17 protein-coding genes are annotated in these 24083 nt (G+C 70.5%); 14 read left to right on the forward strand and 3 right to left on the reverse strand.

The genetic code is table 11. From position 1 onward, the window contains the following. Window positions 1-4: 4 nt before the first annotated feature. On the reverse strand, window positions 5-1654 hold the full coding sequence (locus ABZ693_RS24985) for a TPM domain-containing protein (protein ID WP_359881249.1): 1650 nt from the start codon (window positions 1652-1654) through the stop codon (window positions 5-7). Between the two features lie 200 nt (window positions 1655-1854). Between ABZ693_RS24985 and ABZ693_RS24990 the strand changes: the two genes are divergently transcribed. Next, window positions 1855-2898, forward strand: coding sequence for a glycoside hydrolase family 18 protein (locus ABZ693_RS24990; protein WP_435842527.1), 1044 nt, complete (start codon window positions 1855-1857; stop codon window positions 2896-2898). Between the two features lie 70 nt (window positions 2899-2968). Here the strand turns inward: ABZ693_RS24990 and ABZ693_RS24995 are convergent, their stop codons facing one another. Continuing rightward, window positions 2969-3202 (reverse strand): Rv0250c family protein, encoded by a 234-nt coding sequence (locus ABZ693_RS24995; RefSeq protein ID WP_359881251.1) that lies wholly within the window; start codon window positions 3200-3202, stop codon window positions 2969-2971. Window positions 3203-3548: 346 nt separating this feature from the next. Here ABZ693_RS24995 and ABZ693_RS25000 point away from each other — a divergent pair, with 346 nt between their 5' ends. From ABZ693_RS25000 to ABZ693_RS25060, 13 genes are all read left to right on the forward strand, one after another. Continuing rightward, window positions 3549-6065 carry an ABC transporter family substrate-binding protein gene (locus tag ABZ693_RS25000; protein WP_359881253.1) on the forward strand — a complete coding sequence of 839 codons (2517 nt, stop codon included), beginning with the start codon at window positions 3549-3551 and terminating at the stop codon, window positions 6063-6065. A gap of 392 nt (window positions 6066-6457) precedes the next feature. Continuing rightward, window positions 6458-8359, forward strand: coding sequence for a translational GTPase TypA (gene typA / locus ABZ693_RS25005; RefSeq protein ID WP_359881257.1), 1902 nt, complete (start codon window positions 6458-6460; stop codon window positions 8357-8359). Window positions 8360-8797: 438 nt separating this feature from the next. Beyond that, a complete protein-coding gene (locus ABZ693_RS25010; RefSeq protein WP_359881260.1) occupies window positions 8798-10438 on the forward strand; it encodes a peptide ABC transporter substrate-binding protein in 1641 nt (546 codons plus the stop codon). A 172-nt stretch (window positions 10439-10610) separates the two neighbouring features. Further along, on the forward strand, window positions 10611-11543 hold the full coding sequence (locus tag ABZ693_RS25015) for an ABC transporter permease (RefSeq protein ID WP_359881262.1): 933 nt from the start codon (window positions 10611-10613) through the stop codon (window positions 11541-11543). Continuing rightward, on the forward strand, window positions 11536-12489 hold the full coding sequence (locus ABZ693_RS25020; protein WP_359881265.1) for an ABC transporter permease: 954 nt from the start codon (window positions 11536-11538) through the stop codon (window positions 12487-12489). Before ABZ693_RS25015 ends, ABZ693_RS25020 begins: the two co-directional genes overlap by 8 nt. A gap of 14 nt (window positions 12490-12503) precedes the next feature. Then, window positions 12504-13562, forward strand: a complete 1059-nt coding sequence (locus tag ABZ693_RS25025) for an ABC transporter ATP-binding protein (RefSeq protein WP_359881267.1) — start codon at window positions 12504-12506, stop codon at window positions 13560-13562. Then, window positions 13555-14661: an ABC transporter ATP-binding protein gene (locus tag ABZ693_RS25030; protein WP_359881270.1), complete on the forward strand. Its 1107-nt coding sequence runs from the start codon at window positions 13555-13557 to the stop codon at window positions 14659-14661. Before ABZ693_RS25025 ends, ABZ693_RS25030 begins: the two co-directional genes overlap by 8 nt. 236 nt (window positions 14662-14897) lie before the next feature. Continuing rightward, the gene (locus tag ABZ693_RS25035) at window positions 14898-16526 is read left to right on the forward strand and encodes a peptide ABC transporter substrate-binding protein (protein ID WP_359881271.1); all 1629 of its coding nucleotides are present in this window, start codon (window positions 14898-14900) and stop codon (window positions 16524-16526) included. Between the two features lie 99 nt (window positions 16527-16625). Continuing rightward, window positions 16626-17549, forward strand: coding sequence for an ABC transporter permease (locus ABZ693_RS25040; RefSeq protein ID WP_359881273.1), 924 nt, complete (start codon window positions 16626-16628; stop codon window positions 17547-17549). Further along, complete coding sequence (locus ABZ693_RS25045) at window positions 17542-18552, forward strand: ABC transporter permease (RefSeq protein WP_359881276.1); 1011 nt, start codon at window positions 17542-17544, stop codon at window positions 18550-18552. The genes ABZ693_RS25040 and ABZ693_RS25045 overlap by 8 nt, the downstream gene beginning before the upstream one ends. Window positions 18553-18563: 11 nt before the next feature. Next, window positions 18564-19547, forward strand: a complete 984-nt coding sequence (locus ABZ693_RS25050) for an ABC transporter ATP-binding protein (protein WP_359881279.1) — start codon at window positions 18564-18566, stop codon at window positions 19545-19547. After that, window positions 19540-20676, forward strand: coding sequence for an ABC transporter ATP-binding protein (locus ABZ693_RS25055; RefSeq protein WP_359881281.1), 1137 nt, complete (start codon window positions 19540-19542; stop codon window positions 20674-20676). Before ABZ693_RS25050 ends, ABZ693_RS25055 begins: the two co-directional genes overlap by 8 nt. A gap of 72 nt (window positions 20677-20748) precedes the next feature. Beyond that, window positions 20749-21681, forward strand: coding sequence for a hypothetical protein (locus ABZ693_RS25060; RefSeq protein ID WP_359881285.1), 933 nt, complete (start codon window positions 20749-20751; stop codon window positions 21679-21681). Window positions 21682-21706: 25 nt separating this feature from the next. On the opposite strand, the gene ABZ693_RS25065 is transcribed toward ABZ693_RS25060, so the two are convergent. Then, on the reverse strand, window positions 21707-23944 hold the full coding sequence (locus tag ABZ693_RS25065; protein ID WP_359881288.1) for a S9 family peptidase: 2238 nt from the start codon (window positions 23942-23944) through the stop codon (window positions 21707-21709). Window positions 23945-24083 lie beyond the last annotated feature (139 nt).

Raw genomic sequence — 24083 nt, forward strand, 5'->3', positions numbered from 1 at the left:
GGGATCAGAGCGGGCTCAGGGAGCCCAGCCGGCGCCGGGTGCCCTCGCCGCCGAAGGCCGCCACGACAGCGCCGGTGCCGGCGCCGTCACCGTCGCCGCCGGCCGTGAGGACGATGCCGGCGCGCACCGCTCCGCCGAGCCCCGCGCGGCCGGTGCCCGAGGTCCCGTCCGCCGCGCCGCCCAGGCCGTCGGGGTTCCCGTACCGTCGTACGTCCTGTTCGGCGAGGTCCTGCGCGCGTGCGGCGAAACGTTCCGCCTGCTGGGCGTGGGCGAGGGCGGACTCGGGTTCGGTGCCGGCGAGCTGTCCGGCCAGGTCGAGCCGGCGCCGGGCCTCGGCCAGCCGGGTGCGGGCCTCGACCCCGGCCGAGCCCCGGTGGGTGGCCATGTACGCGTCGGCCGCGTCGAGCGCGGAGCGGGCGGTCAGGATCGTCGGGCCGAGCGGCGTCCGGGTGCGCGGGGTGTTCCCGAGGGCCTGGTCGAGGGCGGCGCCCGCGGCCACGGTTCGGCGCAGCGCGTCGAGCGGGTCGTACCGGCCGGTGTCCACCGCCGCCCGTACGTCCGCGAGCGCGGCTGCGGCGCGCCGGATCCGGCCCCGGGGGTCGGCCGACGGCGCGCCGTCCGGCGGGTCCCGGAGCAGCGGGCGGGCCTCGGCCAGGGCCTTCTCGGCATCGGCGAGCGCGCCGGGCAGTTCGCCGTCGGCGGCCGTGAGCTCCGCGGCCCGCCGCTCCACCGTCCCGGTCAGCAGGGCCGCCTGGCCGACGGCGGCCTCGGCGGCCCGGACGTACACGGCGGCGGAGACGGGGTCGCCCGCGTCGAGGCGCTCGTGGGCCTGGCCGACGGTGAGGGTGGCGAACACCAGCCGGTCCTCGGCCTGCTCGGCGTGGTCGGAGACCGGGGCCGCGGCGGACGCGGGGTACCGCTCGCGCAGCGCGGCCAGCGTCGTCCGCGCCACGGCCACCGGCCCGGTCCGGGTGTGGAGCGCGTGTTCGGCGGCGGCGAGTGTTCCGGCGGCGGCGCGCTCCCGGTCGCGCAGCCGGTCGAAGGCGGTCGCCTGGGCGTCGAGGCGGGCGCCGGCGGCGGCGCAGCGCCGCAGGATCTCCTCCAGCAGGGCGCGGCGGGTCGCGTCGTCCTCGGGGACGTCGTCGTCGAGCTGCTGCCGCAGCCCGAACGCGGCCGTGACCTCGTCCCGGGCGAACACCACAGCCTCGGCGAAAGGTTGGAGAGCCGCCGCGTCGCACCGCTCGGTGACGACGTCCAGTTCCTCCTGGCTGGTGCGGACGGCGTCGTCGGCGTCGACGAGCGCCCGCCGGGTGCGGCGGCCGAGTGTGTCGAGCGCGGTGGTGGGAGGTTCCCGGGGCGTGCCCCAGCCCGCGCCCCCGGCGGCGGCGCCCCAGCCACCGCCGCCGGGGGTGGTCCGGGTCTCGGTACGGCGCCGGCGCTTGGTGTACGTGTACGCGGCCACGACGCCCGCGCCGCCGACGAGGGCCACGGGCAGGATCAGGTCGCCTCCCGGCGAGGGCGCGGCGACGACGGCGGGCTCCGCGCCGGTGGGTTCCGCGGCGGCGGCCAGGGCAGCGCCGGGCGCGGCGGGCACGAGCGGCCAGCCCATCGCCACCAGCGCCGAGAGCAGGGCCCCGCTGGCTCGTCGCGTCACAAAAAGGAGGCTATGTCCGGCACGGAGGGTCCGCGACCGGGCCGCGACCGGTATCGGAACCGGTATCGGAACCGGACGTCGTCCGGACCGTACGGCCCGCTGCTGAAACCAATCTCCACAGGCCCGCGTCACTGTCGGTAGTCGCCGCTACCGTGGTGGGAGTGAGTGACGGGGTGAACCGATGACTCCGGGGGGCCAAGGTGAGCGGAGAACAGCAGCGACGCCAGGGGCGGTGGCGGCGCGTGTGGCGGCGGGGGCGCTGGTGGGCCCTCGGGCTCGTCCTGGTACTGATCGTGCCGGTGCTGGTCGCGGGCACGGCGCTCCGGCTGAACTACACCGGGGACGTCCGGGCCGGCACCGCCAGCCGCGGCAAGGACGCCATCTGGCTCGGGCACGCCTGGGTCGACGGCCGTAAGAAGGACGCCGACCTGGCCGCCTTCGCGGCGCGGATCAAGGGCACGGGCATCCGCGACCTGTACGTGCACGCCGGACCGCTGGAGCACGACGGCACCCTGCCCGCCGACCGCCACCCCCGGGCGCGCCGGCTGACCGACGCCGTCCACCGCACGATGCCCGGCATCCGGGTGCACGCCTGGCTGGGCGACGTCCTCGCCACCGAGGGCCCCGACGGGCTGCGCATGGAGGACGCCGCGACCCGGACCGCCGTGACGCGCTCCACCCGGCAGATCCTGGACACCGGCTTCGACGGCGTCCACTTCGACTTCGAGCCGCTGCACTCCGGCGACCAGGACTATCTGTCGCTTCTCGACGACCTGCGCCGGCTCACCCGCTCCCGCCAGGCCCTGCTGTCCATCGCCGCGCACCAGATAGACCCGCTGCCGGGCGCCCACCGGGCCCTCGGCGTGGTGAGCGGCGGCAGCGAGAAGTGGTGGTCGCAGGAGTTCTTCGGGCAGGTCGCCCGGCGGGTCGACCAGATCGCGGTCATGTCGTACGACACCTGGATGCCGCTGGAGGGCCTGTACGGCGGGTACGTAGCCCAGCAGACCGCGCTCGCCCTGGAAGTGACCCCCGAGAGCACCGATCTCCTCATGGGCATGCCCTTCTTCCACGAGGACGATCTGGGGCACCACGAGTCCGCCGAGACGGTCAGCGCGGCGGTACGGGGCGTACGCCTCGGCCTGAGCCGCACCGATCCGGACCGCGAACGCTTCGGCCTCGCGCTCTACGTCGACTTCGCCGCGGAGGAGGGCGACTGGGCGGCGTACCGGGAGGACTGGCACTGACCGGACGCACCTGACGCCCCAGCGCACGCGGCACTGGCCCCGCGCCCCCGGCGTCTCCAGCCGAGTCGCCCTACGGGGCGTGACGGTCGCGCATGCCCAGGCCCTCGTCGTCGGAGGCGGAGTCGGCCCACATCGTGCCGTCGTACGGGGTGTCGGGGATGGTCACCATGCTCTCGGCGCGGCCCTCGACGGGCGTCACGGGCGCGCCCCGGTCCGCCGTGATGCTCCGTTCCAGCTGTCCGACCGTGCGGACCAGGTCCTCCAGGCAGCGCTTCACGGCCGCCAGATCGTCCTGAACGGACATGGTTGCCCTCACTTCCGCGAGGGCCCGCGGGGTGCCGCGGGCCGGCTTCGGCCTTCGTGGGCGCGGGCCGGTGCGGCGTCGTGCGTCCGCGCGGGGAAGTCCCGCGCGCGGCCCGGCCGTCGCCGTCCCGCGAGAAAGCCGTGCGCACGAGGACGCCGTTCGGCGTGTCCCGTGCCGTGCCACTCGTCCGGAGCGCCCCGACGCGGAGGCGATTGGGCCGCACGGGTGGGGTTGGCCGCGGGTGCCGCCGTGTCGCCGTCACCGGAACCGCTCCGTCCTCTTCAGTGTAGGAGCAATAGGTGTGATCATCTCCAAATGTCACAATCCGGATGAAGGGGTACAAGTCATGGCCCAGGTCGGCGCCCCTCGCGGGAGGACAGGCTTCCGGAGCCCCCGCTCCCGCACGCTCCGCTCCGTCGCCACCCTCGGCAGCGCGGTGCTCACCCTCTCCGTGCTCGCCGGCTGCAGTTCCGGCGGCAGTGACGACGACCAGCCCACCGCCGCCCAGGACAACGCCCCCGCGACCCGCGACCGGGTCGCCGACGGAGGAACCCTGCGCTGGGCCGTCGACGCGATGCCCACCACCCTCAACACCTTCCAGGCCGACGCCGACGGCGCCACCACCCGTATCGCCGGAGCCGTCCTGCCCGCGCTGCACACCCTCGACGAACGGGGCAGGCCCCGGCTCAACCCCGACTACCTGGAATCCGCCGAGGTCATCGAGACCGAACCCCGGCAGGTGGTCCTCTACAAGCTCCACCAGCAGGCCGTGTGGAGCAACGGCCGAGAGATCGGCGCCCCCGACTTCGTCGCCCAGTGGCGTGCCCTCAGCGGCCGCAACACCGCCTACTGGACCGCCCGCAACGCCGGCTACGACCGGATCGAGAAGATCGAACGCGGCAAGAGCGACCTGGAGGTACGGGTCACCTTCGCCAAGCCCTACGCCGACTGGCGCGCGCTGTTCACCCCGCTGTACCCCAAGGAGGTGATGGGCACCCCGGACAGCTTCAACGACGGGGCGCGCACCGCGCTCAAGGCGACGGCAGGACCGTTCCTGCTGAAGTCCGTCGACCACGACAGCGGACTCGTCACACTCGCCCGCAACCCGCGCTGGTGGGGACAGACCTCCAAGCTCGACAGCATCGTGCTGACCCCGGTGCCCCGCGTCGAGCGGGCCGCCGCGCTCGCCGCCGGGAAGCTGGACCTGGCGGACGTCGACCGGTCCGCCGCCGAGCGGATCGCCCTCGCGGTACGCGACGCCCGCTCCGGCCCCGCCGGGACGCGGGCGCTCGCCCACGGCCCCGGCGCCGGGATCAGCCCCGCCGCCGCGCTGCGCTCCTGGGCGCTGGCGCACGGCTCCGACGAGGAGCAGGCCGCCGAGGCGCAGGCCGCCCGGGAGCAGAACCAGGAGGCCATCGCGCGGTACGCGAAGGAGCAGAGCGGCCTCGGCCGCTTCGTCGTCCGCAAGTCCCTGGAGCCCGCCTACACCCAGCTCTCCCTCAACGGGGAGACCGGGCCGCTCTCCGACGACCGGGTCCGCCGGGCGGTGGCCCGCGCGCTCGACCGCAAGGAGCTGGCCGAGACCGTACTGAAGCCGCTCGGTCTGCCGGCCCAGCCCCTGGGCAGCCACCTCGCGCTGTCCGGCCAGGCCGCGTACGCCGACAGCAGCGACGCGCTCGGCGAGCAGGACACCAAGGAGGCGCGGGCGCTGCTCGCGGACGCCGGCTGGGTGCCGGGCGGCGCGCTGAAGAAGCCGAAGGCCGGGACGAAGGCGGGCAGCGAGGCCACCAAGAAGGACGCGGCGAAGGAGGAAAGCGCGGAGAAGAAGTCCGACGACAAGACGGCCCGCGCCGGCGCTGCCCGTACGGCCGAGGACGACACCCCCACCAACGACGGCCTCTACATCGTCGGCGACGACAAGCCCGGCGACCGCCCGGCCGCTCCCGCGGCCCCGGCCGCCGGCCGTCCCGCCCGCCGCGCCGACGTGCTCGCCCCGGCCCCCGCCGCCGACACCGCCTTCCAGAGCGCCGCCCTGCTCCGCCAGGCCGCGGCCCTCGACATGATCACGGACACCGAGACCGACACCGGCACCGGCCGCCTCGGGGGAGAGTCCGGTCGGCGCGAGGACGCCGCGACCGGCACCCAGGACAAGGGCGGCGCCCAGACGCAGGCCGAACCCCGGACGGAGCCCCAGGCCGGGGCCCGCCCCGGCCGTCCCGTCGCCGGTGCCTACGCCCCGCGCGGCACCGCCGCCCCGGCCCCGGGGTACGCGGTGGACACCGCGAACCAGGCGCTCGGCAAGGACGGCAAGGCCCTCAGCCTCCGCTTCGTCCTGCCCTCGGGGCCGGGCTCGGAGTCGCTGCGCGCGGTCGGCGACCGGATCGTCCGGATGCTCGACGCGGTCGGGATCCGTACCGAGGTCACCAAGGTCCCCGACGACAGCTTCTTCAAGGACCACATCGCCTCCGGCGACTACGACCTGGCCCTCTACTCCTGGCCCGCGACCGCCTACCCGGCCACCGACGCCCGTCCCATCTACGCCAAGCCCGAGCCCGCCTCGGACGGCTCGCTCCTCGTCGAGCAGAACTACGCGCGCGTGGGCACCGACCGGATCGACCAGCTCTTCGACCAGGCGGCGGCCACCCTCGACGAGGACGAGGCGCACGACCTGGTCCGCCAGGCCGACGCCCGGATCTGGGCCGCGGCCGGTTCCATCCCGCTCTACCAGCGCCCCCAGCTGGTGGTCGCCAAGCCGGACGTCGTGAACGCCGGCGCCTGGGGCCTCGCCGCCCCCCGGTACCAGGACATCGGGTACAAGAAGCCCGGATCGCCCGGTCCCGCCGGGGAACCTGACAAGAATTAGCCGACCTGGCGCCGGCCGACGCCCACCGGCCGGCGGCCGCCCACCGGCACGCGTCGGTGATTCCTCCGAAACGAACCCCGCCCACCGGCCCCCGAACCGGCCGAAAATCCAAGGCGCAAGCTCAGAAGCAGCTCAATTTCCTTGCCCGTCGGCGCCCCCGGCGGGCAGGATCGCGTCCGCCCCTTGACCCGGCAGCAAGACCCGGACGCGCACCCTTTTCTCTCGCCTCCGGCATACGGCGAACCCCTCAGTAGACCCTCTCGGATCCCCTCCCGGGAAGCCCCTTGCGCGTCAGCCCCGTACCATAGGGCATAGCCGTGGCGCGTCCGCCCGGCGGGCGTACGAGAGAAGAGACGCCGATTCCCACGATTCGAGAGAAGCGCAAGCCACCCATGCCCACGCGCCACGACATCCGTAACGTCGCCATCGTCGCCCACGTCGACCACGGCAAGACGACCATCGTCGACGCCATGCTCAAGCAGGCCGGTGCCTTCGCCGCCCACCAGCACCTCGACGACCGCATGATGGACTCGAACGACCTGGAGCGTGAGAAGGGCATCACGATCCTCGCCAAGAACACGGCGGTGAAGTACCACCCCAAGGCCGGCGGGGCGCCCATCACGATCAACATCATCGACACCCCCGGCCACGCCGACTTCGGTGGCGAGGTCGAGCGTGGTCTGTCGATGGTCGACGCCGTCGTGCTGCTCGTGGACGCCTCCGAGGGCCCGCTTCCGCAGACCCGCTTCGTGCTGCGCAAGGCCCTTCAGCAGCGCAAGCCCGTCATCCTCTGCATCAACAAGACGGACCGCCCGGACTCCCGGATCGACGAGGTCGTCAACGAGACCTACGACCTCTTCCTCGACCTGGACGCCGACGAGGACCAGATCGAGTTCCCGATCGTCTACGCGTGCGGCCGTGACGGCATCGCCTCGCTGACCAAGCCGGAGGACGGCACGGTCCCGCAGGACTCCGAGAACCTGGAGCCCTTCTTCTCCACGATCCTGGAGCACGTCCCGGCCCCGGCCTACGAGGAGGACGCGCCGCTCCAGGCCCACGTCACCAACCTCGACGCCGACAACTTCCTCGGCCGTATCGCGCTGCTCCGTGTCGAGCAGGGCGAGCTGCGCAAGGGCCAGACGGTCGCGTGGATCAAGCGTGACGGTTCGATCCACAACGTCCGCATCACCGAGCTGATGATGACCGAGGCGCTCACCCGCAAGCCGGCCGAGGTCGCCGGCCCCGGTGACATCTGCGCCGTCGCCGGTATCCCCGACATCATGATCGGCGAGACCCTGGCCGACCCGGAGAACCCGATCGCGCTGCCGCTGATCACGGTCGACCAGCCGGCCATCTCCATGACCATCGGCACGAACACCTCGCCGCTCGTCGGCCGCGGTGGCACGGGCAAGGGCGCGGACGCGAAGAACGCCGTCAAGGACCGCAAGGTCACCGCCCGCCAGGTGAAGGACCGCCTGGACCGCGAGCTCATCGGCAACGTCTCGCTCCGCGTCCTCGACACCGAGCGTCCGGACGCCTGGGAGGTCCAGGGCCGTGGTGAGCTGGCGCTCGCCATCCTGGTCGAGCAGATGCGCCGTGAGGGCTTCGAGCTGACCATCGGCAAGCCGCAGGTCGTCACCAAGGAGGTCGACGGCAAGGTCCACGAGCCCGTCGAGCGCCTCACGGTCGACGTCCCCGAGGAGCACATGGGCGCCGTCACCCAGCTCATGGGTGTCCGCAAGGGCCGCATGGACAACATGTCGAACCACGGCTCCGGCTGGGTCCGCATGGAGTTCGTCGTTCCGTCCCGTGGCCTCATCGGCTTCCGTACGGAGTTCCTCACCAACACCCGCGGTACGGGTATCGCCCACTCGATCCACGAGGGCCACGAGCCGTGGTTCGGCACCCTGACGACCCGTAACAACGGTTCGCTGGTCGCCGACCGCGCCGGTGCCGTCACCGCCTTCGCGATGACGAACCTCCAGGAGCGCGGCGTCCTGTTCACCGACCCCGGCACCGAGGTGTACGAGGGCATGATCGTCGGCGAGAACTCGCGCTCCGACGACATGGACGTGAACATCACCAAGGAGAAGAAGCTCACCAACATGCGCTCCTCCTCCGCCGACTCCTTCGAGGCGATCGTCCCGCCGCGCAAGCTCTCGCTGGAGCAGTCGCTGGAGTTCTGCCGCGACGACGAGTGCGTCGAGGTCACCCCGGAGGCCGTGCGCATCCGCAAGGTCGTCCTGGACCAGAAGGAGCGCGGCCGGTCCGCCTCGCGCGCCAAGAACGGCTGATAACAGGCCTCTTGGGTAAATCCGAACAAAAAGGGCTCGGCCTCCACGTCAAGTGGGGGTCGAGCCCTTTTCGCGAGCTCTTCCTCCAACCTTTCGTCAAGTTGGTTTCGACCGCCGAGTGTCCGGTTATCGGCCGTCGCTCTCCGGAACGTGTGTTAACGGTCCGTTTCGTCGCTGTCTGTCTGTGCTCACTTTGTCCGGATTTCGGTCGTCACGGTAGGCGCGATGTTGTCAAAACGAGACCGCTTAGCTGTGGTTTACAGCCCGGACGTACTTAATAGTTGGCTCCATTGAGCTCGGGTCAATGGGTCACGCACTGTGGGGAGTGCCGACTCACGAGCACACTCGGGGCATGTGTGTGGAACGTCGTCAGGGGTGTCGACGGACGCACGGGGTGTCCCACTTGTAGTGACAAAGTGGACTCATGAGGAGGAACCCATGCGCGGTGCCAAGAGCGCCAAGTGGGTAGCGGGCGCGATCGTCGTCGCCCTGGCAGCGACCGCCTGTGGCGGGGGCAAGAGCGATGGCGGCTCCGACGCCAAGGGCAAGGTGGACCCCAACGGGATCTTCTCGATGGACCTGGGCGAGCCGGAGAAGCCCCTGTTCACCGGTGACACGATGGAGTCCAACGGCTCCGCGGTCATGAAGTCCGTGTACTCGACCCTGGTCAAGTACAAGGCCGACGGCTCGCTCGAGATGCTGAACGCGGAGTCGCTCACCACGACCGACTCGAAGACCTGGACCGTCAAGCTCAAGCCGGGCTGGACCTTCCACGACGGCACCCCGGTGACCTCGAAGTCCTACGTGGACGCGTGGAACTGGAACGCCAACATCGCCAACGCGATGGGCCTGTCGAGCTGGTTCGCCGACATCAAGGGCTTCGACAAGGTCCACCCCGAGAAGGAAGGCGCCAAGCCGGCCTCGGACAAGATGGACGGCCTGAAGATCGTGGACGACACGACCTTCACGATCGAGCTCTCGAAGCCGGTCCCGTACTTCGGTCACAAGCTCGCGTACATCCCGTTCGCGCCGCTGGCCGCGTCCTTCTACAAGGACCCGAAGGCCGCCGGCCAGGCCCCCGTGGGCAACGGCCCGTACAAGTTCAAGAGCTGGGACCACAAGAAGCAGATCGAGGTCACCCGCTTCGACGGCTACAAGGGCCCGAACAAGGCGAAGAACGGCGGTGTGCTCTTCAAGAACTACACCACCGTCGAGGCCGCGTACGAGGACCTGAAGTCCGGCAACCTGGACATCATCCGCCAGATCGGTCCGAAGGACCTTCCGGTGTACCGCGACGACCTGGGCGACCGCGCTGTCGACCAGTCGTACTCCGCGATCCAGACCATCGCCGTGGCTTACTACGCCGACATGTGGAAGAAGCCGAAGCCGATCGACCCGAAGGTCCTCCAGGGCCTGTCGATGGCGATCGACCGCGCCACCATCACCAAGACGGTGCTGAACGGCACGCGTGAGCCCGCGACCGGCTGGGTCGCGAAGGGCGTCCTGGGCTACCAGGAGAACGCGGCGGGCGACGTCACCAAGTTCGACCCCGCCAAGGCCAAGCAGCTCATCAAGGACGGCGGCGGCGTCCCGAACAACAAGATCTTCATCCAGTACAACGCCGACTCCGGTCACAAGGAGTGGGTGGAGGCCGTCTGCAACTCCATCCAGCAGGCGGTGGGTGTCCAGTGCACGGGCGACGGCAAGCCGGACTTCCAGGCTGACCTGACGGCCCGTAAGAACAAGCAGGTCAAGTCGCTGTACCGGTCGGGCTGGGTGCTCGACTACCCGGTGAACGCGAACTTCATCTCCGACCTGTTCCGCACCGGTGCCGACGGCAACCAGGGCGACTTCTCCAACAAGGAGCTGGACGCCAAGATCGCGGCTGCCGACTCCGTCAAGACGCTCGACGAGTCGGTCAAGGCGTACCAGGCCATCGAGAAGGACCTGGTCAACTACATGCCGTCGATCCCGCTCTGGTACTACAAGACCAACGCGGGCTACTCCGAGAAGGTCTCCGGCGTGAAGTTCGGACAGGACGGCGACCCGATCCTGTACGGCGTCGAGGTCCACAAGTAAACCCAAGCGTAGTCCGCATGCCGCGAACGGAGCCGGCCGCCTGACGGCCGGCTCCCTCGGCGCCTTACGCAGTGGCTGGGGGGCCCTTCCGCGACCCGAGCATGCCCGGAAACGGGCAGTGCTCCGTGGAGGGCCCCGTCGGCTGCCGCTGTGACATCTCAACGGAGGCATAATGGGGCGTTATGTCGCACGACGACTGCTCCAGATGATCCCGGTTTTCTTCGGGACCACCCTGCTGATCTTCCTCATGGTCTACAGCCTGCCGGGCGACCCCGTGGCGGGTCTGTTCGGCGACAAGGGCGCAGACCCCGCGACCCTCGCGAAGATCAGGCACGAACTCGGCCTGGATCAGCACATTCTCAAGCAGTACTGGGACTACATGTCCAACATCATCCTGCACTTCGACTTCGGGAAGCAGATCCGCAACGGTCGCCCCGTCACCGAAGTCCTGGGTGATGCCTTCCCGGTGACGCTCCAGCTGGCCGCACTGGCCTTCGCCTTCGAGTTGGTCTTCGGTGTCAGCCTCGGCATCATCGCCGGCCTCAAGGCCGGCCGCCTGGCGGACAACATCATCCTGATCTTCACGCTGCTGATCATCTCGGTGCCGGTCTTCGTCCTGGGCTTCATCATCAAGATGGTGTTCGCCTTCCAGCTGGGCTGGATGGAACCGAACGTCAGCAACGACCAGCTGTTCTCCGAGATGATCGCCCCGGCGGTCGTGCTCGGTGGCCTCTCGCTCGCGTACGTGGCCCGGCTGACCCGTACCTCGATGGCCGAGAACCTGCGCGCCGACTACATGCGCACCGCCGTCGCGAAGGGCCTGCCGAAGCGCCGCATCGTCGGTGTCCACCTGATGCGCAACTCGATGATCCCGGTCATCACCTTCCTCGGCACCGACATCGGCGCCCTGATGGGCGGCGCGGTCGTCACCGAAGGCATCTTCAACATCAAGGGTGTCGGCGGTCTCATCTACGAGTCGATCTCCCGCCGCGAAGGCAGCACGCTCGTCGGACTCGTCACCGTCCTGGTGATCGTCTACCTCTTCACCAGCCTGCTCATCGACCTGCTGTACGCGGTCCTGGACCCGAGGATCCGTTATGCCTGACGTGACCAAGACCGCGGCCACCGCCGAGGACGCCGTCGCCTCCCCCTCGCTGACGGACCCCGCGGGCGAGCAGGTCAACGAGAAGGCGCGCTCCCTGTGGGGCGACGCCTGGCGGGACCTGCGCCGCAACCCGTACTTCCTCGTGTCGTCCGTGCTGATCTTCTTCCTGCTGCTGATCGCGGTCTTCCCGGGCCTGTTCACCAGCGCGTCCCCCACCGTGGGCGACCTGGTCAAGCACTACAAGGGCGAGCCCGAGCTGAGCAAGATCGGTTCCGAGGGCTGGCTGGGCTACGACATCCAGGGCCGTTCCGTCTACGCCCGCCTGATCCACGGCACCCGTGCCTCGATCACGGTCGGCATCGCGGTCACCCTGATCGTGACCGTCGTCGGCAGCCTGGTCGGCATGATCGCCGGTTACTTCGGCGGCCTCGTCGACGCGTTGCTGTCGCGGCTCACCGACATCTTCTTCGGCATCCCGTTCCTGCTGGGCGCCATGGTCATCCTGCAGTCCTTCACCGAGCGCACCACCTGGGTCGTCGTCTTCGCCCTGGCGTTCCTCGGCTGGACCCAGATCACCCGCGTCATGCGCGGTGCGGTCATCACGGTCAAGCAGGCCGACTACGTCCACGCCGCCAAGGCGCTGGGCGCCGGCACGACGCGGATCCTGTTCAAGCACATCCTGCCGAACGCCATGGCCCCGGTGATCGTCGTCGCGACCATCGCGCTCGGCGGCTACATCTCGGCCGAGGCCACCCTGTCGTACCTCGGTCTGGGCCTCGCGTCCCCGACCGTGTCGTGGGGTGTCGACATCTCCGCCGGTGTTCAGGCGATCCGTACGTCGCAGCACATCCTGCTGTACCCGTCGATCATGCTGAGCATCACCGTCCTGGCGTTCATCATGCTCGGCGAAGCCGTCCGCAACGCCCTCGACCCCAAGCTGCGCTGAGGAGGGCGTACACCGTGAGCACCATTTCCAAGACCACGAACGTCCCCGCGCCGCGCGACGGCGACGGACACACCGGGCCGCTGCTGGAAGTCCGCGACCTGCACGTGGAGTTCCACACCCGTGACGGTGTGGCCAAGGCCGTCAACGGCGTCAACTACTCGGTCGACGCCGGCGAGACCCTCGCCGTCCTCGGCGAGTCCGGCTCCGGCAAGTCCGTGACCGCCCAGGCGATCATGGGCATCCTCGACATGCCGCCCGGCAGGATCCCGCAGGGCGAGATCCTGTTCCGCGGCCAGGACATGCTGAAGATGTCCAACGAGGAGCGCCGGAAGATCCGCGGCCGGAAGATCGCGATGATCTTCCAGGACGCGCTGTCCTCCCTCAACCCGGTCCTCACCGTCGGCTACCAGCTCGGCGAGATGTTCCGGGTGCACCACGGCCTGTCCAAGAAGGAGTCGACGGCCAAGGCCATCGAGCTGATGGACAAGGTCAAGATCCCGGCCGCCAAGGCCCGGGTCAGCGACTACCCGCACCAGTTCTCCGGCGGTATGCGCCAGCGCATCATGATCGCCATGGCGCTGGCCCTGGAGCCCGACCTGATCATCGCGGACGAGCCCACCACGGCGCTCGACGTGACGGTCCAGGCGCAGGTCATGGACCTGCTCGCGGAGCTGCAGCGCGAGTACAACATGGGTCTGATCCTGATCACCCACGACCTCGGGGTCGTCGCCGACGTCGCGGACAAGATCGCCGTGATGTACGCGGGCCGGATCGTCGAGCAGGCGCCGGTGCACGAGCTGTACAAGCGCCCGGCCCACCCGTACACCCGGGGTCTGCTGGACTCGATCCCGCGCCTGGACCAGAAGGGCCAGGAGCTGTACGCGATCAAGGGTCTGCCGCCCAACCTGCTGAAGATCCCGTCGGGCTGCGCCTTCAACCCGCGCTGCCCCAAGGCCACGGACCTGTGCCACACCGAGGTCCCGGCCCTGGTGCCGGTGACCGAGCAGGACGGCGGCGAGCTGCCGGGCCGCAAGAGCGCCTGCCACTTCTGGAAGGAGACGATCCATGGCTGACCTCAGCAAGAACGACAACGCCGGGGGCGTGTCCGAGGACGCTGCCGTGGCGGCCATCGAGACGCCGGCCCAGCGCGGCGAGCCGATCCTCCAGGTGCGCAACCTGCAGAAGCACTTCCCGCTGACGCAGGGCATCCTCTTCAAGAAGAAGGTCGGCGCGGTCAAGGCCGTGGACGGGGTCTCCTTCGACCTCTTCCAGGGCGAGACCCTCGGCATCGTGGGCGAGTCCGGCTGTGGCAAGTCCACGGTCGCCAAGCTCCTGATGAACCTGGAGCGCGCCACCGCGGGCGAGGTCTTCTACAAGGGCCAGGACATCACCCGGCTGTCCGGCCGCGCGCTGAAGGCCGTGCGCCGCAACATCCAGATGGTGTTCCAGGACCCGTACACCTCGCTGAACCCGCGTATGACGGTCGGCGACATCATCGGCGAGACCTTCGACATCCACCCCGAGGTGGCCCCGAAGGGCGACCGGCGCCGCAAGGTGCAGGAGCTCCTCGACGTCGTGGGTCTGAACCCGGAGTACATCAACCGGTACCCGCACCAGTTCTCCGGCGGTCAGCGCCAGCGCATCGGCATCGCCCGCGGCCTCGCGCTCAACCCGGAGATCATCATCTGCGACGAGCCGGTCTCGGCCCTGGACGTGTCCGTCCAGGCCCAGGTCATCAACCTGATGGAGAAGCTCCAGGACGAGTTCAACCTGTCCTACATCTTCATCGCGCACGACCTGTCGATCGTCCGGCACATCTCGGACCGCGTCGGCGTCATGTACCTGGGCAAGATGGCGGAGATCGGCACGGACACGCAGATCTACGACCACCCGACCCACCCGTACACCCAGGCGCTGCTGTCCGCCGTGCCGGTGCCGGACCCGGACGCCCGCGCGAACCGCGAGCGGATCATCCTCACCGGTGACGTGCCCTCGCCGGCCAACCCGCCGTCGGGCTGCCGCTTCCGCACCCGCTGCTGGAAGGCGCAGGAGAAGTGCGCCGTCGAGATGCCGGTCCTCGCGGTGCCGGAGCGCTTCCGCGGGCAGGACACCCCGGCCGCGCACGAGTCGGCGTGCCACTTCGCCGAGGAGAAGTCGGTGCTCGCCGTCTGATCCGTTTCCGTCGAGGCCTGCGAGGGCCCGTACGGAAGGCTGGACGACCAGGCCCCCGCCACCCCATCCGGGTGGCGGGGGTTCGTCGTTGCCGGGGGCGGGGCGGGGGTCTGCCGAGGGGCGGCTGACGGGGCGGCTGACAGGGCCGTTCATCCGGGCGCCGTAGAGGTGCACTCCCTCTGATGTCGGGTGATATTGGTCTCCAAGCCGCATTCGGGACGATCGGGAGGCACTCCATGCGCGGAGCCAGGTACGCCACGTGGGTCGCCCCGGTCGCCGCCGTCGCCCTCACGGCGACCGCCTGCGGTGGCGGCGGGAGCAGCGGCGGCGGGGGAGCGAACGGCGTCGTGTCCTCCTCCTGGGGCGACCCGCAGAACCCCCTGGAGCCCGCGAACACCAACGAGGTGCAGGGCGGCAAGGTCCTCGACATGATCTTCCGCGGTCTCAAGAAGTACGACCCGAAGACCGGCGAGGCCAAGAACTGGCTGGCCGAGTCCATCACGTCGAGCGACTCCGCCCACTTCACGATCAAGGTCAAGAGCGGCTGGACCTTCTCCAACGGCGAGAAGGTGACCGCGAAGTCCTTCGTCGACGCCTGGAACTACGGCGCCGCCCTGAAGAACAACCAGAAGAACGCCTATTTCTTCGGCTACATCGAGGGGTACGGCAAGGTCCACCCCGACACCGGGGCGGCGACCGCGACCACTCTGTCCGGCCTCAAGGTCGTCGACGAGCAGACCTTCACCGTCACGCTGTCGCAGAAGTTCTCGACCTTCCCCGACACCCTCGGCTACGCGGCCTTCGCCCCGCTGCCCCGCGCCTTCTACGACGACCACGCGGGCTGGCTGGCCAAGCCGGTCGGCAACGGGCCCTACGCCGTCGACTCGTACACCAAGGGCTCGCAGATGGCCCTCAAGAAGTGGGACGGCTACCCCGGCGAGGACAAGGCGCAGAACGGCGGCATCACGCTCAAGGTCTACACCGACAACAACACCGCCTACACCGACCTGACCGCCGGCAACCTCGACCTCGTCGACGACATCCCCGCCGCACAGCTCAAGAACGTCGCGGCCGACCTCGGCTCCCGCTACATCAACACCCCGGCCGGCATCATCCAGACCATCGCGTTCCCCTTCTACGACCCGGCCTGGCACAAGCCCGGCCAGGAGAAGCTGCGCACCGGTCTGTCGATGGCCATCGACCGCAAGCAGATCACCGAGACGATCTTCCACAACACCCGTACCCCGGCCCAGGACTGGACCTCGCCGGTCCTCGGGCAGCAGGGCGGCTTCCGGAACGACCTGTGCGGCGCCGCCTGCGAGTACGACCCGGCGCAGGCCAAGAAGCTGGTCGCCGAGGGCGGCGGCATCCCCGGCGGCACCATGAAGATCACGTACAACGCCGACACCGGCTCCCACAAGGTGTGGGTCGACGCCGTCTGCAACTCCATCAACCGCTCGCTGGGCAACAACCGCGCCTGCGTCGGCAACCCCGTCGGCACCTTCGCCGACTACCGCAACCAGGTCACCCAGCACAAGCTCAGCGGACCGTTCCGGGCCGGCTGGCAGATGGACTACCCGCTCATCCAGAACTTCCTCCAGCCGCTGTACTACACGAACGCCTCCTCCAACGACGGCACGTACTCCAACCCGAAGTTCGACAAGCTCGTCGACCAGGCCAACGCCCAGACCGACCGCACCCAGGCCGTCAACACGTTCGTGGAGGCCGAGAAGGTACTGCGCGACGACATGGGCGCCATCCCGCTCTGGTACCAGAACGGCAGCGCCGGCTACTCGGACCGGATCGGGAACGTGGCCCTGAACCCCTTCAGCGTCCCGGTGTACGACCGGATCAAGGTCAAGTGACGCCGTAGCGGGGCCCGTGGCCCGCCGCGGCCCCCGTACCTCCAGGGCGGCCCGTACCGCCCGCCCGCCCCTCCCGGAGCCAACCCACCGGAGCCTCCCATGGGCCGTTACGTGATCCGGCGACTGCTGCAGATGATCCCGGTCTTCTTCGGCGCCACGCTGCTGATCTTCCTGATGGTGAACGTGATGGGCGACCCCATCGCCGGCCTGTGCGGCGAGCGCGCCTGCGACCCGGCCACCGCCGCCCAGCTGAAGCGGGAGTTCGGCCTCGACAAGCCGGTCTGGCAGCAATACCTGACCTACATGGGCAACGTCTTCACCGGGGACTTCGGCACCGCCTTCAACGGCCAGCCCGTCACCGAGCTGATGGCCTCGTCCTTCCCCGTCACCATCCGGCTCACGATCGTCGCCATCTTCTTCGAGATCGTCATCGGCATCACCCTCGGCGTCGTCACCGGGCTGCGCCGCGGCCGCCCCGTCGACACCACGGTCCTGCTGCTCACGCTGGTCGTGCTGTCCGTCCCCACCTTCGTCACCGGTCTGCTCGTCCAGCTGCTGTTCGGCGTCAAATGGGGCTGGATCAAGCCCGCCGTGTCACCCGAGGCCCCGTTCGACGAACTCATCGTCCCCGGGCTCGTCCTCGCCTCCGTGTCCCTCGCGTACGTCACCCGTCTGACCCGTACCTCGATCGCCGAGAACAAACGCGCCGACTACGTCCGTACCGCCATCGCCAAAGGCCTCCCACGGCACCGCGTCATCACCCGCCACCTGCTGCGCAACAGCCTCATCCCGGTGGTCACCTTCATCGGCGCCGACATCGGCGCGCTGATGGGCGGCGCGATCGTCACCGAGCGGATCTTCAACATCCACGGGGTCGGCTTCCAGATCTACAACGGCATCGTCCGCCAGAGCACCCAGACGGTCGTCGGCTTCGTCACCGTCCTCGTCCTGGTCTTCCTGGTGGCCAATCTGCTGGTCGACCTGCTGTACGCCGTCCTGGACCCGAGGATCCGCTATGCCTGAGCCGAGCGAACCGTTCGAGGAGGGCCGGGCCATCGCCGCCACCGGCGCCGGCGGCGCGGCGGACCTCGCCATGGCCGAGGCCGAGACCCTGGAGAGCGCCCCGGGCGCCGCCGAGGCGGCCGGTCCCGGCGGTCCCGGCGGCCCCAAGGCCTTCCGTAAGCCCCGCTCCCTGTGGTCCGACGCCTGGCACGACCTGCTGCGCAACCCGGTCTTCATCGTCTCGGCCCTGGTCATCCTCTTCCTTGTCGTCATCTCCGTGTGGCCCTCGCTCATCGCCTCCGGCGACCCCCTCGACTGCGACCTCGCCAAGGCCCAGGAGGGCTCCCAGCCCGGCCACCCCTTCGGCTTCGACGGCCAGGGCTGCGACGTCTACACCCGTACCGTCTACGGCGCCCGTACCTCCGTCACCGTCGGCGTCCTCGCCACCCTCGGCGTCGCGCTGCTCGGCAGCGTCCTCGGCGGCCTCGCGGGCTTCTTCGGCGGCGGCTGGGACGGCCTGCTGTCCCGGATCACCGACATCTTCTTCGCCATCCCCGTCGTCCTCGGCGGTCTGGTCCTGCTGTCGGTGGTCACCAGCAACACCGTCTGGCCGGTGATCGGCTTCATGGTGCTGCTCGGCTGGCCGCAGATCTCCCGGATCGCCCGCGGCTCCGTCATCACCGCCAAACAGAACGACTACGTCCAGGCCGCCCGCGCGCTCGGCGCCTCCAACTCCCGGATGCTGCTGCGCCACATCACCCCGAACGCGGTCGCCCCGGTGATCGTCGTCGCCACGATCGCGCTCGGCACCTACATCGCCCTGGAGGCGACCCTGTCGTACCTCGGCGTCGGCCTGAAGCCGCCGAACGTCTCCTGGGGCATCGACATCTCCGCGGCCTCCGCGTACGTCCGCAACGCCCCGCACATGCTGCTCTGGCCGGCCGGCGCGCTCGCCGTCACCGTGCTCGCCTTCATCATGCTCGGCGACGCCGTGCGCGACGCCCTCGACCCCAAGCTGCGGTAGGGAGTCCGCCCATGCTGCTCGAAGTCCGCGATCTGCACGTGGAGTTCCACACCCGGGACGGTGTGGCCAAGGCCGTCAACGGCGTCGACTACTCCGTCGACGCGGGCGAGACCCTCGCCGTGCTCGGCGAGTCCGGCTCCGGCAAGTCCGTGACCGCGCAGGCGGTCATGGGCATCCTCGACATCCCGCCCGGCCGCATCTCGGGCGGCGAGATCCGCTTCCAGGGGCAGGACCTGCTCAAGCTGAAGGAGGACGAGCGGCGGAAGATCCGCGGCGCGAAGATGGCGATGATCTTCCAGGACGCGCTGTCCTCCCTGAACCCGGTGCTCAGCGTCGGCGAACAGCTCGGCGAGATGTTCCGCGTCCACCGCGGACTGTCCCGCAAGGACGCACGCGCCAAGGCCATCGAGCTGATGGACCGGGTCCGCATCCCCGCAGCCCGGGAACGCGTCGGGCAGTATCCGCACCAGTTCTCCGGCGGTATGCGCCAGCGCATCATGATCGCTATGGCGCTGGCCCTGGAGCCCGACCTCATCATCGCGGACGAGCCGACGACCGCCCTCGACGTCACCGTCCAGGCCCAGGTCATGGAGCTCCTCGCGGAACTCCAGCGCGAGTACAACATGGGTCTCATCCTCATCACCCACGACCTCGGCGTCGTCGCCGACGTCGCGGACAAGATCGCGGTGATGTACGCGGGCCGGATCGTCGAGCAGGCGCCGGTGCACGAGATCTACAAGGCCCCCGCGCACCCGTACACCCGGGGCCTGCTCGACTCGATCCCGCGCCTGGACCAGAAGGGCCAGGAGCTGTACGCGATCAAGGGCCTGCCGCCCAACCTCCTCGCCATCCCGCCCGGGTGCGCCTTCCACCCGCGCTGCCCGCTCGCCCAGGACGTGTGCCGGACCGACGAACCGCCGCTGTACGACGTCACGGAATCGCCCGTGGCGCGCGCCAGCGCCTGTCACTTCTGGAAGGAGTGCCTCCATGGCTGAGGGGACGGGTGGGGTGAGGGGTGGAGTGTCGGGCGGGGGGACGGGTGCGGAGGCTGTCGGCGAACCGATTCTTCGCGTCCGCGATCTTTACAAGCACTACCCGCTCACCCGCGGCATCCTCTTCAAGAAGCAGATCGGCGCGGTCCGCGCGGTCGACGGCGTCGACTTCGACCTGGCCGCCGGCGAGACCCTCGGCATCGTCGGCGAGTCCGGCTGCGGCAAGTCGACCGTCGCGAAGATGCTCGTCAACCTGGAGCGGCCGACCTCCGGCTCCATCGCGTACAAGGGCGACGACATCACCAAGCTGTCGCCGCGCGCGCTCCGCGCCGTCCGCCGCAACATCCAGATGGTCTTCCAGGACCCGTACACCTCCCTCAACCCGCGCATGACGGTCGGCGACATCATCGGCGAACCCTTCGAGATCCACCCCGAGGTCGCCCCCAAGGGCTCCCGGCGCCGCAAGGTGCAGGATCTCCTCGACGTCGTCGGCCTCAACCCCGAGTACATCAACCGCTATCCGCACCAGTTCTCCGGCGGCCAGCGCCAGCGCATCGGCATCGCCCGCGGCCTCGCCCTCCGGCCCGAGATCATCGTCGCGGACGAGCCGGTGTCCGCCCTCGACGTCTCCGTGCAGGCGCAGGTGGTGAACCTGCTCGAACGGCTCCAGGACGAGTTCGGCCTGTCGTACGTCTTCATCGCCCACGACCTGTCGATCGTGCGGCACATCTCCGACCGGGTCGCCGTCATGTACCTCGGCCGGATCGTCGAGACCGGCTCCGACGCCGAGATCTACGACCACCCGACGCACCCCTACACCCAGGCCCTGCTGTCCGCCGTGCCCGTCCCCGACCCGGCGGCCCGCGAACGCCGTGAGCGCCTCATCCTCACCGGCGACGTCCCCTCCCCGGCCAACATCCCCTCCGGCTGTCGCTTCCGCACCCGCTGCTGGAAGGCCCGCGAACGCTGCGCCCTCGAAGTCCCGCTGCTCGCCGTCCCCGCCGTCTTCCGGGACACCCCGACCCCGGCCGCCCACGACTCGGCCTGCCACTTCGCGGAAGAAAAGCGTGTGGTGCCGCCTGAGACCCCACGGCCTGAGAACCGCCCGCCGGAGTCCCGCCCGGGCGAGTGAGAGCGTGGGCGAGTGAGGGCGTGTGCCCACGCGCCCTTGTCCGGATCCGGCGCGACCGAGAGTATCGGCACCGTGACTGCAACACGTTCGGCACGCCTCGTCGGCGCCGCCTTATGCGCGGCCCTCGCCCTCGTCATCGTCGTCTGGCTGCTGCGGGACCTCGCCGTCTTCGGCCCCTCCGACGGCCTCCTCCGCGTCTGGATCGGCGACGGCGACGCCGTCGGCCACGACTTCCCCGCCACCTCGCTCGTCGACCCGCTCCTGCTCGTCGCCTACACGGCCGCCGCCGTCACGTCCCTCCGCTCCCCGCTCGCCGCACCCGTGTTCACCGTCGTCGGCGTGCTCACGATCGCGCTGCGGCTGCCCGGCCTGTGGGCCGCCGGCACCGAGACCCTGGTCACGACCGTCCTGAGCCTCGGGCTCGCCACCGGCCTCGTGGTGACCGCCGCGGCGGGCCGCCGCGTCGACCGCCTCGGCGAGTCCGGCACCGCCCGCCGCCCCCGCCGCGGGCCCTCGACCGCCGCCGGCGTGCTGTGCCTGGTCGCCGGACTGGCCCTGACCGGCTGGGAGTTGCGGCTGGCCCGGCTGCTGCCGTCCGAGTTCACGGTCGCCCGCTTCACCGGCGCGCGCACCGTGCTGCTGTCCACGCTCGCCGTACCGCCCGGCTGGCTGAACGCCGTCCTCGTCCTGCTGCTCCTGACCGCCGCGGGCCTCGCCTTCGCCCGCGCCCGGTCCACCCGGCCGCTCGGCCTGGCGGCGGGACTGCTGCTCGCCGGATACGGGATCACGGGCGTCGCGGCGGCCCTGCGGCCCGCCTGGTACGTGACCGTGCCCACGCCGGTCCTCACCACCGGGCCGTACGAGCTGACGGCCCTGTACGCGCTGCTCGCCGGTGTCGCCGTCCTCGTCCTGCTCGGCGGCACCTGGCGCCCCCGCCCGTCCCCGTACCGCGCGTCCCCGGGCCTGCCCCCGGCACCGCCGGCGCACCGGCCGCCGGGGTGGTGACCGGCGGCCGGGGTACCGGTCGCTACTAGCGATCCATCCCCAACGACCGCTTCAGGAAGTCGACTTGGAGCAGGAGCAGGTTCTCCGCGACCTGCTCCTGCGGAGTCATGTGGGTGACGCCGGACAGGGGCAGGACCTCGTGGGGGCGGCCCGAGGCGAGGAGGGCGGAGGAGAGACGCAGGGTGTGGGCGGCGACCACGTTGTCGTCGGCCAGGCCGTGCACGACCATCATCGGCCGGGCCGGCTCCCGGGCCTCGCTCAAACCGGCTTCCGTCACCAGGGAGTTGGCCGCGTAGACGGCCGGATCCTCGTCGGGCATGCCGAGGTACCGCTCGGTGTAGTGGGTGTCGTACAGCCGCCAGTCCGTGACCGGCGCCCCCACCACCGCCGCGTGGAAGACGTCGGGCCGGCGCAGGGCCGCGAGTCCGGCGAGGTAACCGCCGTAGGACCAGCCGCGGATCGCGACCCGGTCCAGGTCCAGCGGGAAGCGCCCGGCCAGCGCGTGCAGCGCCTCGATCTGGTCGTCGAGGGTCAGGCCGAAGTCGCGGGCGATCGACTTCTCCCACGCGGGGGAGTGGCCCGGGGTGCCGCGGCCGTCCGCGACGATCACCGCGAAGCCCTGATCGGCGAACCACTGCGACGTGAGGTACGCGTTGTGCGCGGCCAGCACCCGCTGCCCGTGCGGCCCGCCGTACGGGTCCAGGAGCACCGGCAGCGGCCCGTCGCCCTCCGACCAGGCCGACGGCAGCAGGACCGCGCACGGGATCCGCCGCTCGCCCGCCACGGTGAGCCGCGCCCGCGCCGTGAGCACCGGCTTCTGGGCGTACGAGGCGATCTCGGCGACCCGTACGCCGTCCCGCAGCACCCGCACCGCGCTGCCCGGGGCGTCGGGCCGTGCCGAGGACAGGACGGTCACCGCGCCGGACCGTACCGCCGTGTGCACCCCGGGCCCGTCCGAGAGCCGTTCCACGCCTCGCTCGCCCACCCGGTACACATGGATCTCACCGGTCTCGGGATCCTCGCCGGCCCCGCGGGCCGCACCCGCAGACGCCGAGACGAGGATGTCGTCCTCGCCGACGTCGAGGACCGCCCGCACATGCAGCCGGGCGTCGGTCAGGACCCGGTCGCCGACCGCGAGGGCCCGCGCGCCGCTCTCGTCCGTGACCCGTACGAGCCGTCCGTCACGCGTCCACGCCGGAATTCCGGCGAACAGTTCCAGCCATGTCGGATCCTTGTCCACGCGCAGTTCCGTGGTGGTCCCCGTCTCCGGGTCGACCGTCAGGTACACCTGGGTCCGCTGATCCCTCGCCTGCACGAGCAGCAGCGGAGCGCCGCCGGCCGACCAGTGGACGCGGGCCAAATACGGGAAGAGGGCCCGGTTCCACAAGACCTCGGTGCGATTTCCGGACAGATCCACGACGAAGAGCCCGACCTCCGCGTTGGGGGTCCCCGCGGCCGGATACGCCACCGGGGAAGGCTCCCGATCCGGCCGCGCCGGGTCCGCGATCCACCACCGTCGCACCGGCCGTTCGTCGACCCGCGCGACCAGCAGCCGGTCCGACCCGGGCGACCACCAGAAGCCGCGCGAGCGGTCCATCTCCTCCGAGGCGGCGAACTCCGCGAGTCCGTACGTGACCGACTCGGTGCCCTCCTCCGGCTCCGCGAGGGCCCGGTCGCCCGTGCCGTCCGTGCTGGTCAGACGCAGTGCGCCGGACGCCGCGTAGGCCACGAACCGTCCGTTTGGCGAGGGCCGCGGGTCGATCACCGGGCCCTGGGCGGGGAGTTCGCGCGCCGTGCCGGCCCGCAGGTCCGCCGTGAACAGCCGGCCCGACAAGGCGAACGCCGCCAACTCCGCGGCCCCGTCCACCGCGTAGCCCACGATGCCCGCGGAACCCTCCCGGCTGCGCTCCCGGCGGGCCCGCTCCTCCGGCGACAACTCCTCGGCCGCGCCCGAGAGAAGGGCCTCCGGGTCGGCCACCAGACGCTCCACCGGACCGGCCGGTCCGGTCAGGTCGAGCAGCCACAAGCGGTGCGAGCGGTCCGTCCCCGCGTCCCGCTCCGAAGGAGTGTCCGAAAGTGTCTCCGAGGGCGCTCCGCCCCCGAATTCCGGGCCGGAGCGGACGAAGAGCACCCGCTCGCCGTCCGGCGAGACGGTGAAAACGCGCGGGGCGCCGAGGGAGAAACGTCCCGTCCGGGCGTACTGACGGGGGAACGAAAGCGGTTCACGGGGTGAACGCGAGGGCGAAGGCAGGGGGGAAGTCATGTGACCGAAACTAGTGGCCGTGCGCCCCCTCATGCCCCCGTACACCAACCAATGCCTTGGCACGGATAGTTATGATCCGTAGCACTAGGTGGGTAGTAGACATCCACTGGCACATGCCAACCGAACGTCCGACCGAAGA

The sequence above is a fragment of the Streptomyces laurentii genome (assembly GCF_040635425.1).
Lineage (GTDB): Bacteria > Actinomycetota > Actinomycetes > Streptomycetales > Streptomycetaceae > Streptomyces > Streptomyces laurentii.